Below are 17770 nucleotides of genomic sequence, written 5' to 3'. Positions count from 1 at the left end.
TGAATGGAGTGTTAGCTTGTCTACTGGCAACAGTAGTCTTGTCATTGAATAAAAATAGTTTAAATTTTAGCTAAATTATAACTTTTATGAACAAAGGTAGAGTATCACTATCAACTTCTCCCCTTAAAGGTATTCAAAAGAATCTTTTGGAATCTCAATTTAAGTCCTATAGGTGGCTTAAGGAATTCGGCTTAAAGGCATTGTTCGAAGAAATTTCTCCTGTCGAAGATTATACAGGCAAATCATGGGAGATAAGTTTTGGTGAAATTCGTTTTGGTGAGCCTACAAATACTTTCAAATCAGCATTAAATAGAGGAGGCACTTTGGATATACCTGTTTATATAAAGGTATCCTTGCTAAACAAAAAAACGAAGGAAATCAAAGAACAAGAAATATATCTGATGGATCTTCCTGTGATGAGTGAGCGTGGAACATTCGCAGTTTCTGGTAATGAGAGATCTATAGTTCAACAAATAGTTCGCTCTGAAGGCGTTCTTTTCATTGAAACTAAAAACGATGGTCAAAAAAGTTTGTATGGAGTAAAAGTCATACCTCAACATGGTAAATGGTATACTTTTGAAACAAATAAACAAGGCGTAATGACAGTCAAATTGCTTGAAGGAAGACCTAGAATACATCTAACTACGATTTTAAGGGCCTTAGGATATTCAACGGATGATATGCAAAAGATGTTCAAAGAAGTTGATAATGGTGAAATTTCATTTATTGAAGCTACTCTTGCTAAAGATAAATCTAAATCATCGGAAGATGCTATTATCAAGATTTTTCAAGCTTTGCGCCCTGAAGATTCTATCTCCATAGAGTCAGCAAGGGCTTTTTTTAACTCTTTGTTTTTTGGCAAAAGAAGATTTTATTTAGGTAAAGTTGGTAGATACCAGATTGCCAAAAAATTATTTGGGAAAAAGCTTTCTTTTGATGAAATCAAAGACGAAGATTTGCTGATGAACAAAGGAGATATAGTTGCAATTGTCAGAGCTTTGATAGAGATGAATAATGGATATAGGAATGTTGATGATATCGACCATTTGTCAAATAGAAGAATCAGGGGTGTAGGTGAATTGATAGCTGAAGAACTAAGAAAAGGTGTTTTGAGAATGGAGAAAAATTTGAAAGATAAGATGGGTACATTTTCTACTGACGAATTGGTGACACCTTCTATGATTGTTAATGCAAGGCCAATATCAGCTGCAATAACTCAGTTTTTTGGAAGTTCAGAAATTTCAAGGTACATGGATCAGCAGAATATACTTTCAGAAATTGAAGCAAAAAGAAGAATTACAGCTGGTGGTCCTGGTGGATTGACTACTGAGAGTGCTACGATATCTGTTAGAGACATTCATTACTCTCATTACTCAAGAATTGATCCAGTCGAAACTCCTGAAGGACCTCAGGTCGGTATAGTTTCTCATATGGCATTGTATGCAAAGGTTAATGACTTCGGTTTTTTGGAAGCTCCATATAGACGAGTTGTAGATGGCAAAACTTATGAAGAAGTGTTGAAAAAGTCAAATAATAAAGTAGATACTAAAGTAGACAAAAACAAGATGTATGTTACTGAGGAAATAGTATATTTAGATCCAGAGGAGGAATTTGACAAAGTTATTGCTCCAGCTGATATTTCTATTTCAGAAGATATGTCTTTGCAAGATACTTATGTATTTTGTCGAACAAAGGGAAACTATGCGAATATGGCTGTCACATCGATCAATTTTATTGATGTCGTTCCTATGCAAATTGGAGGTGCGTCGATATCTATAGTTCCTTTTATTATGAATGATGATTCAAACAGAGCTTTGATGGCAGCAAATATGCAACGACAAGCAGTCCCACTTTTGAAAGCAGAATCAGCAATTGTTGGTACAGGAACCGAAAGATTGTTAGCTGAAGCTTCTGGTAGGGCAGTATTTGCTGAAGAAAATGGTGAGGTGAAGTATGTTGATGCAAAGAAGGTTTTTGTTTCATATGATAAGCCTGTAAGAGAATATAAATCAAACATTACAACAAAAAAACGTGATATATTGGAAGAATCGGATACAGATGTAGTTTATGAATTGACAAAGTTTTTGGGTACGAATCAAAATACTTGTTTTGACCAACAACCATTAGTTAAAGTTGGACAAAAATTCAAAAAGGGCGATATTTTGATTCAGGGACCTTCAATGCAAAACGATGAGATTGCTTTAGGTACAAACTTAGTGGCTGCTTATATACCTTGGTATGGATATTCATTTGAAGATGGAATAGTCGTATCAGAAAGATTGGTCAAAGAAGACCTTTTAACATCAATACATATAAGAGAATATTCGCAAGATATCAGAGAGACAAAATTGGGAAATGAAGAAATGACTAGAGATATTCCAAACTTATCTGATTTTTCACTGAGAAATTTGGATGAAGATGGCTTAGTAAGAGTTGGGTCTTATGTAAATTCAAGTGATATCTTGGTTGGGATAGTTGCACCAAAAGGTGAAGTAGAAATGAGTGCTGAAGAGAAATTGCTTAGGGTGATATTTGGAGAATCTGCAAAAGATGTTCGTGATAATTCATTAAGGTTACCTCATGGTGACAAAGGAATAGTAATGGATGTACAGGTTTTGGATAGAAACAAGGGAGATAAATTGGCACCGGGTGTTTTGAAGCAAGTGAAGGTGTTCGTTGCAAAGACACACAAAATTGGTGTAGGCGATAAATTGACAGGTAGACATGGAGATAAGGGTATAATCACAAAAGTGCTTCCACAAGAGGATATGCCATTTTTGGAAGATGGAACTCCAGTAGATATAGTTTTGAATACATTATCTATAGTGAGGCGTATGAATTTGGGACAATTACACGAAGCACATTTGGGTTATGCTGCTTCAAAACTTGGTGTCAAGGTCTCAGCTCCAATATTTAGTCCAATTGACACAGATCAAATATACGAAGAAGCAAAAAAGAAGGGTTATGATGCTTTACAAAAGGTGAAACTTTATGATGGAAGGACAGGAGAGCCATTTGATAATGATATAGTTGTTGGTATAAGATATATGATGAAGTTGGATCATTTGGCAGAAGACAAGATCCACGCAAGGTCTGTTGGAGCATATACAATCGTGACTCAACAACCATTGGGTGGTAAAGCCCAGTTTGGAGGACAAAGATTTGGAGAAATGGAAGTTTGGGCGCTTGAAGCTCATGCAGTTCCTTATCTTCTTCACGAAACGTTGACTACAAGATCTGATGATGTAGTTAGTAGGGTGATGGCTTATAGGGCAATAATTACAGGAGCACCTATTCCAGAATCTCAAACTACTGCCTCTTTTGGTGTGTTGCAAAAAGAACTTGCTGCTTTGGCATTGAATCTAACTCCACAGGGTGTCGTTCAAGACAAGATAGATGTAAATGAACTTGTTGAGACAGGTGGACTTTTGCAACAGGAAGAAAATGTAGCGAAGGCAACAGAAGAAAATCTAGGTGAAACAGAAGGTATGGAAGTGAAGGAAGGTATTGAGGAGATGGAGGCATTGTAACGGGTAAATTCTAAATTTTATTATAAGCATACATATTACTTACTTGTAAGATAGTGCTTATTAAATACATAGTAATTTGTCAGTAAATAAAGTTGTGTTGTATCAATCATAAAATTTTTGTAGTTAATTATAAAGAATACTTTTATGCTAAAAGATTTTTCATCCTTAAAAATTTCAATTTCATCGCCACAAGATATTCTTGCAAATTCACACGGTGAAGTTACTAGGGCAGAAACGATAAATTACCGCACTCAAAGAGCAGAACCAGATGGTCTGATGTGTGAGAAAATTTTTGGTCCTACAAAAAATTTTGAATGCTATTGCGGAAAATATAAAAAAATCAGATACAAAGGTATCATCTGCGATAAATGTGGAGTAGAAGTTACTCACAAAAGAGTTCGAAGAGAAAGGATGGGTCACATCAAACTTGCATCTCCAGTTGTTCACGTATGGTATGCTCATGGCACTCCAAACAAACTCGCTATTATTCTTGATATTCCTCCAAAAAAACTTGAGGGAGTGATTTATTTCTCAAGACATTTGGTAGTTGCAGTTGACGAAGACAAAAGAGTTGAAAAAATTGAAAAACTAGAAGAAAAACTACAAGAAAGACTTGCTGATATGAAAAGTAGTAGAGAACAGGATATAGAGAATTTGCGAGAAGAGTATGAAATAGAGTTGAAACAAATAAAAAAGGAAAAGAACGAATTGAAGTTGGTCCAAAAGAATGCAGAATTAAATAAAGAGATTGCAAATTTGAAAGCTGAATATGATATGCAAGAAAAAGATCTGAGAGATGCAAATTCAGCTATCAAGGAAATTTTGGAAAATATTTCTGTAGGTGATGTTTTGGCAGAAGATGAACTTGATCAAATAGAGTCAGCAAATGCAAAATTTTTCAAGACAGAAATAGGTGCTGAAGCTGTCATTACTATGTTGAAAAAAGTGCATGAAGATATGGATGCAATATTGAAAAACTTGGAAAAACAAAAAGAAAAGGCAAAGTCTGTCATAACTTTGAAAAAATTGGTAGATAGATATAGGATTTTGAAAGGAATGAAAGATTCGAACTTAAATCCTGAGTGGCTTGTGATGGAGCACCTTCCCGTGATTCCACCAGAACTTAGACCAATAGTTCAATTACAGGGAGGAAGATTTGCTACATCAGATCTGAATGATCTATATAGAAGAGTGATAAATAGAAATAATAGATTGAAAAAGTTGATTGACCTTGGAGCTCCTGAAATCATTATCCGTAATGAGAAAAGAATGCTTCAAGAATCAGTAGATGCTCTTCTTGACAACAACCATAGAGTCGGAAATCCCGTTCTAAATACTAGACAACAGCCATACAAATCTCTCTCGGATATGTTGAGAGGAAAAACTGGTAGATTTCGACAAAATCTACTTGGAAAAAGGGTTGATTACTCTGCTAGAGCTGTTATTGTTGGAGGTCCAGAACTCTATGTGAACCAATGTGGATTACCTCAAGATATGGCTTTAGAGTTATTCAAACCATTTATAATTAGAGAGCTTATAGCTCGAGGTATTGTGGCTAATGCCAAATCAGGAAAAACTTATATTGACGAAAAAAATGCAGAAGTATATGAAATACTGGAGGAAGTCATTCAAGGTAGGCCTGTATTGTTAAATAGAGCTCCTACATTGCACAAACAAGGAATTCAAGCATTTTACCCAGTTCTTATTTCTGGTAATGCTATACAAATACCTCCAGTAGTTTGCAAAGGATTTAATGCTGACTTTGACGGTGATCAAATGTCTGTTCATGTGCCTTTATCAAAAGCTGCAGTTGATGAAGCTATTGCAAAAATGATGCCTGATTCAAATGTTCTTTTGATGAGAGATGGATCTCCAATTATTTTTGCTGACAAAGATATGATTGCAGGCAATTATTACCTGACTCGAGATGCTGATACAGATAATGTTGTGGTAGTTTCAGATTATCTTGAACTTATGAAGATGTTGGATTTAAATCAAATAACATCAAACGCGAAGGTAAAGCTCAATTATAAAGGAGACTTGGTAGAAACAACTGCGGGTCGGATACTATTCAATGAATCTTTGCCTCAAGAATATGAATTCATAAATAAACAAGCTAACAAAGGGTTGATTTCTGATGTTGTTTCTGACATTTATTCAAAATATGGTGCAAATGTAGCTCTCGAAACAATCGATAAGATCCAAAAACTTGGATTCAAATGGTTGACAAATTCTGGCGTATCTATATCTATTTCCGACTATAAGCAAGCTCCGAATAGAGAAGAGATAATTGCAGAAGCAAACAAAAGAGAAGATGCTTTGAACAAACTTTTGGACAATGGTCTAGTATCTGCTAGTGAAAAACTTAGATTATCAGCTCAACTGTGGACAGAAGTGAACGATAATTTAGCAGAAATGACACTAAAGTTGTATGATCAAACCAATCCGATTACTCTGATAAATAAATCTGGTGCTATTGCCATAACCGAACCGCTCAAATCGTCTGCATCTATGAAAGGTTTGATCCTAGACCTTCATGGAAGTATTGTGCCATTGCCACTAAGGTCAAACTATGTAAAAGGCTTTACAACCTTTGAATATTTTGCATCTTCTAGAGGTACTAGAAAAGGAGAAGCTGACAAAAAGTTGAAAACTCCAATATCTGGATATATTACTAGAAAATTGTGCGATGTATCACAAGATATGATAACTAGAATTGACGATTGTGGAACTAAGAAAGGTATATATATATACAAAGATGTAAATCGTCGATTGAGTTTTGAAAGAAGGATATCTGGTCGGGTAGTAGCTGAGGACATCATTTTAGATGATAAGGTGATATTGAATTCTGGTGAAATTATCAATGAAGAATTATCAAAGTTAATTGCAGAAAAATTTGACAAGGTAAAAGTTAGATCAGTTTTGACATGTGAAGCCAAAGACGGTCTATGCACAAAATGTTATGGAGCAAATCTTGGAACTAGAAAATTAGTTGAAAAGGGTGTTGCAGTTGGTATCATAGCTGGACAAGCTATGGGAGAATCAACCACTCAATTGACTATCGACTCAAAACATACAGGAGCGAAGGCTGGAACGAAGGATATCACTCAAGGTATTCCTCGTTTACAAGAATTATTTGAATGTAGAGTGCCAAAAATGAAAGCACTTATAGCCGAGATATCTGGGACTGTAAAAATTTTGGAAGATGATGTTTCTGGTATATATAAATTGAGAATTGAAAATACCGAGGAAATTAATAAAGAATACAAAATTCAAGACGATGATGAAGTTCAATTTTCTAGGTCTAAGAAAGTGAAAAAGGCAGAAGTATTGATTATCAAGAAAGATGGAACGAAAATGGCTGCGCCAACAAATGGGGAAGTCAGTAAAAAAGATGGAGTAATGTATTTCACTGGTACTAAAAATAATGAGGTAGAATACAAATTGGATAAGAAAGTTATTTTGAGAGTGAAGGATGGTGACAGTGTAGTCCAGGGTCAACAATTATCAGAGGGCTCAATCTATCCACCTGACTTACTAAACTTTGGTGATTTGCAAAAGGCTGAGCAATACTTGATAGACAATATTCAAGAGGTATATGGAGTTCAAGGTATCGCAATTGATGATAAGCATGTAGAAATAGTGGTAAGAAAAATGGGAGGCTTAGTAAAAATAGTTGATGCTGGTGATTCATTTTTCATACCTGGTGAATTTGAATCATACAATACTATAAGGGACGAAAATGAGAAATTAAAATCAGAAGGTAAAGATCCTATCAAGTATACAAGGCAGCTTTTAGGTATATCACAAGTTGCAGTGAAGTCCGAATCATTCTTGTCAGCAGCATCTTTCCAAGAGCAAGTGCGTGTTCTTTCGGATTCAGCTTTGGTTGGTTCTGTAGATCACTTGAAAGGTCTTAAGGAGAATGTTATAATCGGTAGGGTTGTACCTCTAGGTAGCAATGTATGGTAATAATTATAAATAATATATGTCACGAATAAATCAAATACTCAGAAAACCACGAAAACTTAAGAGAGGAAGTGCAAAGTACAAAGGGATAGAATTTTCTCAAACAACAAAGTACAAACAATTGCAATTCAACTATAACTCGAAGAGTCAAAAATTTACGAAAGCAAATAATCCTTTCAAAAGAGGTGTTTGTATATCAGTAACAACAAGAACTCCCAAAAAACCAAACTCTGCTGTTCGTAAGATTGCCAAAGTTAGACTTTCCAATAAGCAGGAAGTTATTGCTTATATCCCAGGTATAGGACATAGTTTGCAAGAACATGCTGTGGTTTTGGTCAGAGGTGGTAGAGTCAAAGATCTTCCTGGTGTAAAATATCATATAGTTCGTGGAAAATTTGATGCAACTGGAGTTGCGAATAGAAAGCAAGAGAGATCAAAGTATGGTGCAAAACGACCTAAAGTCAAAAAAGATTAAATATACTTTATTAAAATTGATAAATAAAAATTATGAGAGGAAAAAAAGCTCCGGTTAGAAAAATAGAACCGGATTACAAATACAATTCAGTAGACATATCAAAATTCATTAATTATGTGATGTATGACGGTGAAAAAAGTGTGGCAAGAATTTTGGTATATAAGGCACTAGATAAACTTGCAGAATTCACGGGTGAAGGACAAGTAATTTCTTTTGAAAAAGCTATAAACAGTGTAAGACCGAATATAGAAGTAAGGTCTAGGAGGGTTGGTGGTGCTACATATCAAGTTCCGACTCCTGTGAGAGAAAACAGAAGTAAATCGCTAGCTTATAGATGGATCATAAATTCTGCTAGAGACAAGAGGAATAATACTAGACACGAAACATGGGAAACCTTGGCTCAAGAACTTCATGACGCATACAAAGGTGAAGGTAGTGCTATGAAGAAGAGAGATGAGATGCATAGAATGGCTGATGCAAATAAAGCTTTTGCACATTTAGCTTGGTAATTTTTTATTAATGAACCTGCCCTTACTGCCGATATATTTTTATGCCAGAAACAGATGTTTTACATGTAAATGTGTATCAAGAATTATCTGATGAATATATCGTCTTGTTAATGCGGCAATCCCGACAGGGAGGTAATTCTCCAGATAATTGTGAATACTGTTCAGTCAATCCACTTGTTGTTACAGAAATTACAAGGCTTGAGAAATTCTGTGGGAAAGTTCAGAAAGCTGGAGGTTATCAATTATTGAAATCGACAGATAGACGGTATGAGTTTATTGTTGGTTTTATGACCACAGGTCTAGCTCAAATACTAACTAAGGAAGAATACTGGAAATTGCATCGTGCTGGAGTGCCAAACAATAAAAGCAATAATTCATCATCAAAATAAAATATTATTGATCTACTATTTGGATATCTGCTCCTAGACTTTTCAGACTACTAACTAGGTCTGGATATCTTCTCATCAAAGATTCAATTCTATTCAAAGTTGTTTCCCCAGTTGCAGCAAGTGCCGCAAGTACTAGTGCGTGAGCTGCTTGAATTATTTCCGGACAATTTATGTTAGCTCCACGAAATTGACTCGGTCCTAAAGTTACCACGGTATGAGGATTGGAAAGATGTACCTTCCCATTCATTTTCATCAACTCCTCGATAAAAAACAACTGTGTTTCATACATGATTGAGTGAATCCTGATATTACCTGCTGCTGAGCAAGCTAGTACAATAGCTGGAGGGATGAGATCAACCGGAAAACCCGGCCAAACCTGATCTGGAATCTTGTCCATATCTCCTTTGAAATTTGGCTTGCAAATAAGCTCTTGATTTTTCGGAATCTTTATAGAATTACCTATAATTTCATATTTTAAATTTATTTTTTCAAAATATTGCAAAATTCCGATCATATGTTCAGGGATTGCGTCAGTTATTTCAATTTCTCCACCTGTAATTGCAGCTGCAATTATAAGTCCTCCAATATCCATATGATCTGAAATGATACTCCATTCAAAGTTTTCTGGCGCTATAAGTTCTTCTACACCATGTATCATAAGCTTATTTGAACCAATACCAGCAATCTTTGCACCACAAGCAACTAAAAAATTGCACAAGTCTTGAGTATGAGGTTCACAAGCTGCATTGTAAATCTCAGTTTCTCCGACTGCTTTAACTGCTGCTAAAATCAAATTTTCAGTTCCTGTAACACTTGCTTCTATCATCCATACTTTTTGTCCAACTAACTTTTCAGTTGAAAGTGAGTACTTCTTTGTTCCTTCAATTTTAACTCCTAAACCTTGAAGCCCTTTGAACATAGCATCAAGTGGTCGTACTCCAAGTTTGCAACCTCCAGAATCTCGAATTTCAGCTTTATGAAACCTAGAAACTAGTGGTCCAAGAAACATTAGACCAGCTCTTTCTTTACTGGCAAGTTCATCATCGATTGAGAACTTATTGAGGTTTGTTGAATCAAGTTTAACTACATTGTTTTCTAAATATTGGACTTGTCCTCCTAAATCTTTGAATATATCAAGCATAACTTTGACGCTGCTTGAATGGGGTACATTTTTCAATGTAACTTGACCTTGAATCAATACAGAAGCAGGAATCAATTTCAAAATTGAGTTTTTGTTTGCAACTGGTTTAATTTTGCCAGTTAGAGGAATTCCTCCTTTGATAATAAGTTTTTGCATGCTGTTTAATTAAAAAAGTGATTTTTGATAAATTTATATTCCCCTGAATCTTGAAGCCAGGAAAAATAGTTAGTAAGTTCTTCAAAACCTACAAATTTACAAGACAAAATTGCTAATGCACCAGTTTCTGTAGGCTTAAAGTCATAATCTAATGATGATTTATCTAATCTCAGTAAAAATCTAACTTGCAAATATTCATCAACTAGTTTATTTTCGTCAAATTGTTCAATTACATAATATCCGAATTGATACTTTTCTGTAAGATTAAACATTTCTTTTTCCATTCCAATTTCTTCATACAGTTCTCGTTCTAATGTTTGCAAATTTGTTTCAGTGTTGTCTACTGTACCACCAGGAAAATTAAATTTAGTTTTATCATCTACAATTAAAACTTTTGAATCATTTGAAATAATCCACGACCATACTTGATGAGTTTTTAGGTTTCTATGTTCATTATTAACCTGGGAACTTTGAAACCAATTTCTTGTATAAGTTTTCATAAAATTTATATTTTAATTTTCTCAACTTCGAACTCTTCAAAATATTTTCTAAACCAAGTATATTGCCTTTTAGCATAATTTCTATAGCTAACTTTCACTTTTTCTTTGCAAGTTTCAAGATCCAAAATATATTTTTGCCTAAATCTTGGAACTATTTCAACTTTTCTTCCTGAATTTAATATTTCTTGAGTGTCTAGATATTCAAGAATTTGTTTATATCCAGCACCTTGCAAAATTGCTGGTAAACCTCTTCGGTCTCGTTTATTGTCAAATAAGTTTTGCTTGACACCTTCTAAAGTAGAAGAGTCAAACAAATTTATTAAATGCCTTACTTCATCTACAAAACCCATTTCAAACATTTCTTCAACTCTATTGTTTATATTTTCATAAACTTGATTTCTTTCAATATCTGGAGTCAAAAACAAAATATTATCTTTACAAAACGGTTGTAAGTCATTTCCATATTCTCTATTATAAAGCAAAGAATCTATATAAAGTCCAGTTCCACCAATTATTATACAAACTTTACCTTGGCATTTGATTCGTTCGACTAATTCATAAGCTGACTTTTGCCACATTGAAACTGAATAATCCTCATTTGGTTCTAAAAACTCAGTCAAATGCAATTTTATGCCAAATTCTTCAAATATTTTATTATCAATACTTCCAGTTCCTATTTGACAACTTTTGTAAACTTGCCTAGAATCTGCTGAAATCGCTTCAACATTATTATTCAAATGCTTTGCAACTTCAAAAGCTAGTTTCGTTTTTCCTGAACTTGTCGGACCAAATATTATTATAGTTTTCATCTACAAGTACAGAATTTACTTTTCTGCTTCAATTGTGTCTAGTACATATTCACCATCATCCGTTACTCTGACAATTTTATATTCAATTCCACAAAATGGACATTCTACTACATCACCTGTGACATATACTTTTTCTGATAAATCAACTTCATTTTTGCACTCAGTGCAAGTGAATTTGTGTCCAGTTGTGATAATTTGATTTTCATTGATTTCAGCAATTGGAGTTTGTTGTGGTTGATCCATGGTATAAAATCATTTTCCAACCTTCTTGAGGTGAAGTTTGAAAAATCAAATATTTAAATATATTTGTAGCCATAATAGCTAACACGAAAAATTATACCACTTCAAAAAATACTTGACAAAAATTTCTGCAATAAATATAATTAGCAAAACTCAAACTTAACTGCTAAAGTTTGGGCTGAATCTTACTAAAATTCTTTTTGCTTCATTAAGTTTATAACTTAATGAAGGATCTTTAATCTATGAATATAAAACTTTTGAATAATCATATCTTGGTCAAACCAGTGGAACAAGAAAGCAAGGCTGGTTCTTTTTATCTTCCAGATACTGCAAGTAAAGATAGAAAACGAGTTGCTGAAGTTGTTGCAGTTGGTCCTGGAAGAATGAATGATGAAGGGAAAAGGTTGGAACTTGAAGTGAAAGTAGGTGATAAAGTAATGTACAAACATAGTGAATATGGAAGTGAAGAAATTGAAATCGAAAAAGAAAAATATGTACTTATAGAGGAAACTGATGTTTTGATGGTCTTATAAAATTAGCAACGCACTATTTAAATGGCAGAATGCATATTCGGTTAGGCATTCAAACTAATATTTAATATTTTTAATTCTAAAATTCTTATGGCAAAACAAATTATATACTCAACACAAGCAAGAAAAGCATTGAAAGCAGGAGTTGATGCTGCTGCGAATGCTGTCAAAAAGACTCTCGGACCAAAAGGTCGAGGAGTTGTTTTAGTCAAATCTTATGGGGCTCCTCATATTACAAACGATGGTGTTACCATTGCAAAAGAAATCGAACTTGAAGACAAAGCAATGAATGCTGGAGCGCAGCTTATCAAAGAAGTTGCTACCAAGACTGTAGATAATGTTGGAGATGGTACAACTACTGCAACAGTTTTGGCTCAATCAATTTTAACTGAAGGTCTTAGAGTTGTAGAAGCTGGTGCAAATCCAATCGCAATTCGAAATGGATTGCATAAAGCTGTAAATGTATTGGTGGATGAATTGAACAATATGAGTACAAAAATTGAAGGAAAGGAAGATATCAGAAGAGTCGCTTTGATTTCTTCAAACGGAGATACAGCAATTGCTGATGCATTGGCCGAGATATTTGACAAGATTGGCAAAGATGGAGTTTTGACAGTAGAAGATGGCAATACATTTGGAATTACTACTAAATATGTAGATGGTATGGTGTTTGACAAAGGCTATATCTCACCATACTTCATGACAAATACTGACAAAATGGAAGCTGTTGCAGAAGATGCATATATCATTATTACTGATCAAAAAATTAGTAATATCAAAGAATTATTACCGGTAATGGAGAAAATAGTTCAAGCTGGTAGTAAAAATATAGTAATAATCGCTGAAGATATAGATGGCGAAGCATTGGCTACATTGATTGTAAACAAATTGAAAGGAATTTTGAATGTAGTTGCTGTGAAGGCTCCTGCGTTTGGAGATAGAAGAAAAGCTATGTTGCAAGATATCGCGACACTTACTGGAGGGCAAGTGATAACTCCGGATATTGGCAAAAAGCTCGAAAATGCTGAACTAAATGATTTAGGTCGAGCTAAGAAAGTTATAGCTAAAAAAGATGAAACAGTTATAGTTGATGGACAAGGTGAGAAATCAGCTTTGGAAGAGAGAATACAACTTATCAAGCAGGAAATTGAAAATACTAAATCAGATTATGATAAAGAAAAATTGTTTGAAAGACTTGCAAAATTATCAGGTGGAGTTGCAGTTCTTCAAGTTGGAGCAGCTACTGAAGTCGAACAAAAGGCTATGAAAGATGCTGTGGATGATGCAAAATCTGCAGTTGTTGCTGCAATTGCTGAAGGTATCGTTGCTGGAGGTGGGGTCGCACTGCTTGAAGCAAGGGAAGTTTTGAAGACTTTAGAACTGATTGGTGATGAGAAAGTTGCATCTGAAATTCTCTATAGAGCTTTGGAAGAGCCAACAAGACAAATCGCAGAAAATGCAGGGAAAGATGGCGCAGTTGTTGTTATGGAGAAAATGTCAAAAGGTAATGGAATCGGCTATGATGCAAAAGCTGATAAATATGTAAATATGATGGAAGAGGGTATCATAGATCCAGTCAAAGTAACTAGACTAGCTTTGCAAAATGCGATTTCAGTTGTAGAAGTCGCTGTCACAACAGAGGCAATAGTCGTCGATCTTCCCGAAAAGAAAGAAGATACTCCAGTACGAGGTGGTGGTATGGGAGGCATGGATGATATGGATTATTAAAAATTTATATGGTCAAAAACCATATAAATTTGCACTAGGCGATAAAAGTAATTGAAATAGTCCCGCTTCAGCGGGACTAAACTTTCATGAATAATACTTTCATCCAACAAAACATAATTGACCATTATAAAAACCCAAGGTACTTCAATAAATTACATAAATACACACATCATTCAAAACTTACAAACTACTCATGTGGTGATGAAATTGAGCTTTGGCTGAATGTTGAAAATGGTATTATTACAAATATTGGTTTCCAAGGTAGTGGTTGTTCAGTTTCAATAGCTGCAACTTCACTGCTTTGTGAAGAATTAGTTGGTAAAAATATTTCAGAAATTGAGAAAATTGATGAAGTATATATAAAGAATCTACTTCAGTTTGAACCAAATCCGAGTAGAATGAAATGTGCAATGCTTAGTGCTGAATCATTGAAAAAGTTGGAGGCCACAAACTAAGTACCAAAGTAAAATTTGCTCAAAAGTGTTTCAATCCAAAATTACAAAAATCTTCAAATATCTAATCTTGAATTAGGAGATAGATTGAATCTTTTTGTTGCTGAAAATGGTTATGGCAAAACAAATTTACTTGAAGCGATTTACTACCTCACAAATGGGTTTGCATTTCGAAAAGTTTCAGATGAAGTAAGTATAAACTTGGACTTTGACAGTTCAATTTATACACATAAGTTTTTCAATGTAACTGGAGAATATTCTTCACACAATGAAGTAATTCAGAAACAAGTTTATTTTGAAAAGGGAGAAAGAATCAAGAAACTAACCAGAATAAATGAAAAGCATAAAACTAAATCCGAATTTAGATCAAAAATTGTAGCGACTATATTTTCTCCAGAATCAATTGATCTCATATCAGATTCAGCTGAAGTTCGAAGATCGGAAATTGATGATTTTGCAAAATTGTATTATCCAGATTACGAAGAAAAGTTGATAAAGTTTAATCTAACTCTGAGAAATAGAAATAAAGTTTTGAAACTTGCTTCAAAGTCAGATGTGCCAGAAAATTTCAGTAACGATATAAAATTTTGGACAGAACAATTTCTTGAGATTAGTGAAGAAGTTATCAAAACTAGGTTGCAAGTTTTGGACCTCATTAAACCAAAAGTTGGTGAAATTGCAAAACAAATTTATCATTTTGAAAATAACATTTTTGAATTAAATTATATTTCAAGATACAAAGCCGACAAACTTGAACTTAAAAAATTATTAAATACTTCAACAGAAAAAGAGAAAGTACTTGGACAAACTATGTATGGTCCGCAAAAAGATGATGTGCAAGTTTTACTTAATTCTCAAGATCTGCGAAGTTTTGGGTCAAGAGGACAAATGCGACTTGCAAGTTTTATAATCAAGGTTGCATTTTATGAGTTATTTCAAGAAGCTGGGTATAGCTCAATATTATTACTGGACGATTTGCCTTCAGAACTTGATGAAAAGCATTTGAGAAATGTAGAAGATTTCCTTCTAAATAACTTAACTTCGCAAGCAATCTTGACAGCGGCAAGTGGGATAGAATATTCAGATGAGTTTAAGAAAAGGTCTAATATACTTGTAATACACGGTATCTAAAAGGTCATTCTCTTACGAGTATACTTTTCGGACAAACATATAATTCAAAACTTACGAAGAAACCCTGTGCATGTTGTGAGTAAAATACTTGAAACTCTTTTTCCGAGTCAAGATGCACTGCTTGTTTGCCATATCCTCCGTCGTATACAGCAATCAACACTTGATCTATTCTAATTTCTCTAAGTAGATCTGTATAACTGCGATTTGCTCCGAATAACAAGTGTCTGCCATTTGTAGACACTTCAGTAGCATCAGTGTAATGATCTGAATTAGGCAAGGCTACATTAGGTTTATATCGATCAGGCGAATCTGGCATGATATTTTTCTCACGCAAAACGCAATATTTTGCGTCTAATTTAAATAATAATACAATTATCTATCTATCTATCTATCATGTCAAGTATTTTTTAGTTAAAAAACAAAGAATTGTGTTTTGATATATAGTAAAATTTGTTATGCAATTTACCTCAACTTTCAAAAAATTACTTCAAGTTCGAAATATTTCAGAATCTCAAGTTGAAGAATTTGTAAATCCAAAGTTTGAATTCCAAAATCCTTTCAAAATTCCAAATATGGAAAAAGCAGTTGAGAAAATTCAATCTCAAATACAAACCGGAGGTTGGATTTTCATACATGGAGATTTTGATGTAGATGGAGTTTGTGCAACTTCAACACTATTCAATTTCATATATTATGACTTGAATTACAAACAGATTTATCCATATATTCCTTCAAGGTTTGATGAAGGTTATGGTCTTTCTGAAAATTCCTTAACAAATATTTATGATATTTACAAAATTAAAGTTCAAAATGTAGATTTAAATAATAACCAAAAACCACTTTTGATTAGCGTGGATTGTGGAATCAAAGATGCAAAATTGATTGATGAGAAATGGCACGATTACTTTGAGTTTATAATTACAGATCATCATACAATTCCTGAAATATTACCAAAACAGGCAATTGTAGTTCATCCAAAATTGAAAGATTCAAAACTAGAGTTTCAAGAAATTTCTGGAACTACTGTAGTTTGGTACTTAGTGAGAGCGATGGGTGAAAGATTAAACCTCCCTGCCTACGGCGTCCCTCCTTACCAAGGCGGGCAAAAGTATCTTCCACTTGTTGCGCTTGCGACAAATTGCGACATAATGCCATTGATTGATGAAAATAGAAAAATTGTTAAATTTGGATTAGAGGAGATTAGAAATATGAATGTTTTAAACCTCCCTGCCTACGGCATCCCTCCTTATCAAGGCGGGCTTTTAGGTTTGTTTGAGCTTTGCAAAGTTTCTGGAGTTGAAACGAAGAGCATTAGTTCATATGATTTAGGTTTCAAGTTAGGTCCAAGGATAAATGCTGCTGGAAGATTGACTGCAGCAATTGATGCAGTTAGACTTTTCACCACGCTAGACCTAAAAGTTGCTAAACAAATCGCAATTGATCTAAACTCATTGAATTCAACTCGTCAGCAAATAACTGAAACTAGACTTCAAGAAGCAAAAGCTCAAGTAACTCCTCAAGTTAAAAATAATAATAAGATTTTGATTATAATTGGGGAAGATTGGGAAGAAGGAATTATAGGTTTGGTTGCGGGAAAACTTTGTGAGGAATATTTCAGACCAACTATAGTTTTATCGAAGTCAGAGTTGGACTCAGTTGGAAGTTGTAGATCAACGAAGCACCTAAATATTACTGAGACTTTGAATGAAGTTAGTTCCTTTTTAACTCGCTATGGAGGTCATGCTCAAGCTGCGGGACTTTCTATTGAAAATGATAAACTAGATGAGTTTCAAAATGCAATTTTGAAACTTGTAAATGAAAAACTAAGTGATGAACTTATAATTAAACCAGAAAATATAGATCTAGAACTTGAAGCAGATGAAATTACTCTTGAATTTGCAAAAGAATTGGAATTGTTTGAACCATTTGGAATGGGAAATTCAAAGCCGAAGTTCAGTTGTAAAAATTTGAAGATTAACAGTATTGAAACAATTTCTGGTAAACATTTGAAACTATATTTTGATAAGTTTTCTGCAATTGGATTCAATCTTGCAAATAGTAATTATTCAAAATTTAAACAAGGTGATAAAATAGACCTGAAATTTAATTTAGATATTGATACTTGGAATGGAAACTTAAAACTTAGTTTGAAAATTGTAAAGCAAGGAATTATTAATTCAAACGTGAAAGGTTCCTGCTAAAAGTATTAAA

15 protein-coding genes are annotated in these 17770 nt (G+C 34.0%); 10 read left to right on the top strand and 5 right to left on the bottom strand.

The genetic code is table 11. From position 1 onward, the window contains the following. Positions 1-86: 86 nt before the first annotated feature. From IPJ91_02205 to IPJ91_02185, 5 genes are all read left to right on the top strand, one after another. A complete protein-coding gene (locus IPJ91_02205; GenBank protein QQR93252.1) occupies positions 87-3530 on the top strand; it encodes a DNA-directed RNA polymerase subunit beta in 3444 nt (1147 codons plus the stop codon). 144 nt (positions 3531-3674) lie between these two features. Continuing rightward, on the top strand, positions 3675-7502 hold the full coding sequence (gene rpoC, locus IPJ91_02200; protein ID QQR93251.1) for a DNA-directed RNA polymerase subunit beta': 3828 nt from the start codon (positions 3675-3677) through the stop codon (positions 7500-7502). A 16-nt stretch (positions 7503-7518) separates the two neighbouring features. Further along, positions 7519-7974, top strand: a complete 456-nt coding sequence (gene rpsL / locus IPJ91_02195) for a 30S ribosomal protein S12 (GenBank protein ID QQR93250.1) — start codon at positions 7519-7521, stop codon at positions 7972-7974. A 32-nt stretch (positions 7975-8006) separates the two neighbouring features. Continuing rightward, positions 8007-8483, top strand: coding sequence for a 30S ribosomal protein S7 (gene rpsG, locus IPJ91_02190; protein QQR93249.1), 477 nt, complete (start codon positions 8007-8009; stop codon positions 8481-8483). A 41-nt stretch (positions 8484-8524) separates the two neighbouring features. Then, positions 8525-8872 (top strand): hypothetical protein, encoded by a 348-nt coding sequence (locus IPJ91_02185; protein QQR93248.1) that lies wholly within the window; start codon positions 8525-8527, stop codon positions 8870-8872. Positions 8873-8876: 4 nt separating this feature from the next. Here the strand turns inward: IPJ91_02185 and IPJ91_02180 are convergent, their stop codons facing one another. Genes IPJ91_02180 through IPJ91_02165 form a run of 4 tightly spaced genes read right to left on the bottom strand, consistent with a single transcriptional unit; the run spans position 8877 to position 11721 of the window. Next, positions 8877-10169 (bottom strand): UDP-N-acetylglucosamine 1-carboxyvinyltransferase, encoded by a 1293-nt coding sequence (locus IPJ91_02180; protein ID QQR93247.1) that lies wholly within the window; start codon positions 10167-10169, stop codon positions 8877-8879. 5 nt (positions 10170-10174) lie between these two features. Further along, positions 10175-10669 (bottom strand): NUDIX hydrolase, encoded by a 495-nt coding sequence (locus IPJ91_02175; protein ID QQR93246.1) that lies wholly within the window; start codon positions 10667-10669, stop codon positions 10175-10177. A 5-nt stretch (positions 10670-10674) separates the two neighbouring features. Continuing rightward, complete coding sequence (locus tag IPJ91_02170; protein QQR93245.1) at positions 10675-11478, bottom strand: hypothetical protein; 804 nt, start codon at positions 11476-11478, stop codon at positions 10675-10677. Between the two features lie 15 nt (positions 11479-11493). Next, positions 11494-11721 carry a hypothetical protein gene (locus IPJ91_02165; GenBank protein ID QQR93244.1) on the bottom strand — a complete coding sequence of 76 codons (228 nt, stop codon included), beginning with the start codon at positions 11719-11721 and terminating at the stop codon, positions 11494-11496. Positions 11722-11960: 239 nt separating this feature from the next. Here IPJ91_02165 and IPJ91_02160 point away from each other — a divergent pair, with 239 nt between their 5' ends. The 4 genes from IPJ91_02160 to IPJ91_02145 all read left to right on the top strand — a co-directional run bounded on the left by IPJ91_02160 (position 11961) and on the right by IPJ91_02145 (position 15559). Continuing rightward, positions 11961-12251: a co-chaperone GroES gene (locus tag IPJ91_02160; protein ID QQR93243.1), complete on the top strand. Its 291-nt coding sequence runs from the start codon at positions 11961-11963 to the stop codon at positions 12249-12251. An 87-nt stretch (positions 12252-12338) separates the two neighbouring features. Further along, positions 12339-13976, top strand: coding sequence for a chaperonin GroEL (gene groL, locus IPJ91_02155; protein ID QQR93242.1), 1638 nt, complete (start codon positions 12339-12341; stop codon positions 13974-13976). An 86-nt stretch (positions 13977-14062) separates the two neighbouring features. After that, entirely contained in the window at positions 14063-14431 is a 369-nt protein-coding gene (locus tag IPJ91_02150; GenBank protein ID QQR93241.1) for an iron-sulfur cluster assembly scaffold protein, read from the top strand. A gap of 15 nt (positions 14432-14446) precedes the next feature. Beyond that, positions 14447-15559 carry a DNA replication/repair protein RecF gene (locus IPJ91_02145; GenBank protein ID QQR93240.1) on the top strand — a complete coding sequence of 371 codons (1113 nt, stop codon included), beginning with the start codon at positions 14447-14449 and terminating at the stop codon, positions 15557-15559. Between the two features lie 4 nt (positions 15560-15563). Here the strand turns inward: IPJ91_02145 and IPJ91_02140 are convergent, their stop codons facing one another. Next, the gene (locus IPJ91_02140) at positions 15564-15875 is read right to left on the bottom strand and encodes a hypothetical protein (GenBank protein ID QQR93239.1); all 312 of its coding nucleotides are present in this window, start codon (positions 15873-15875) and stop codon (positions 15564-15566) included. Between the two features lie 139 nt (positions 15876-16014). Here IPJ91_02140 and recJ point away from each other — a divergent pair, with 139 nt between their 5' ends. Beyond that, positions 16015-17760, top strand: a complete 1746-nt coding sequence (gene recJ / locus IPJ91_02135) for a single-stranded-DNA-specific exonuclease RecJ (GenBank protein QQR93238.1) — start codon at positions 16015-16017, stop codon at positions 17758-17760. Positions 17761-17770: the final 10 nt, after the last annotated feature.

The sequence above is a fragment of the bacterium genome, assembly GCA_016699595.1.
In the GTDB taxonomy this organism is placed as follows: domain Bacteria; phylum Patescibacteriota; class Dojkabacteria.
Note: the sequence above shows the minus strand (reverse complement) of the source record. Positions and strands in the feature narration are given on the sequence as shown.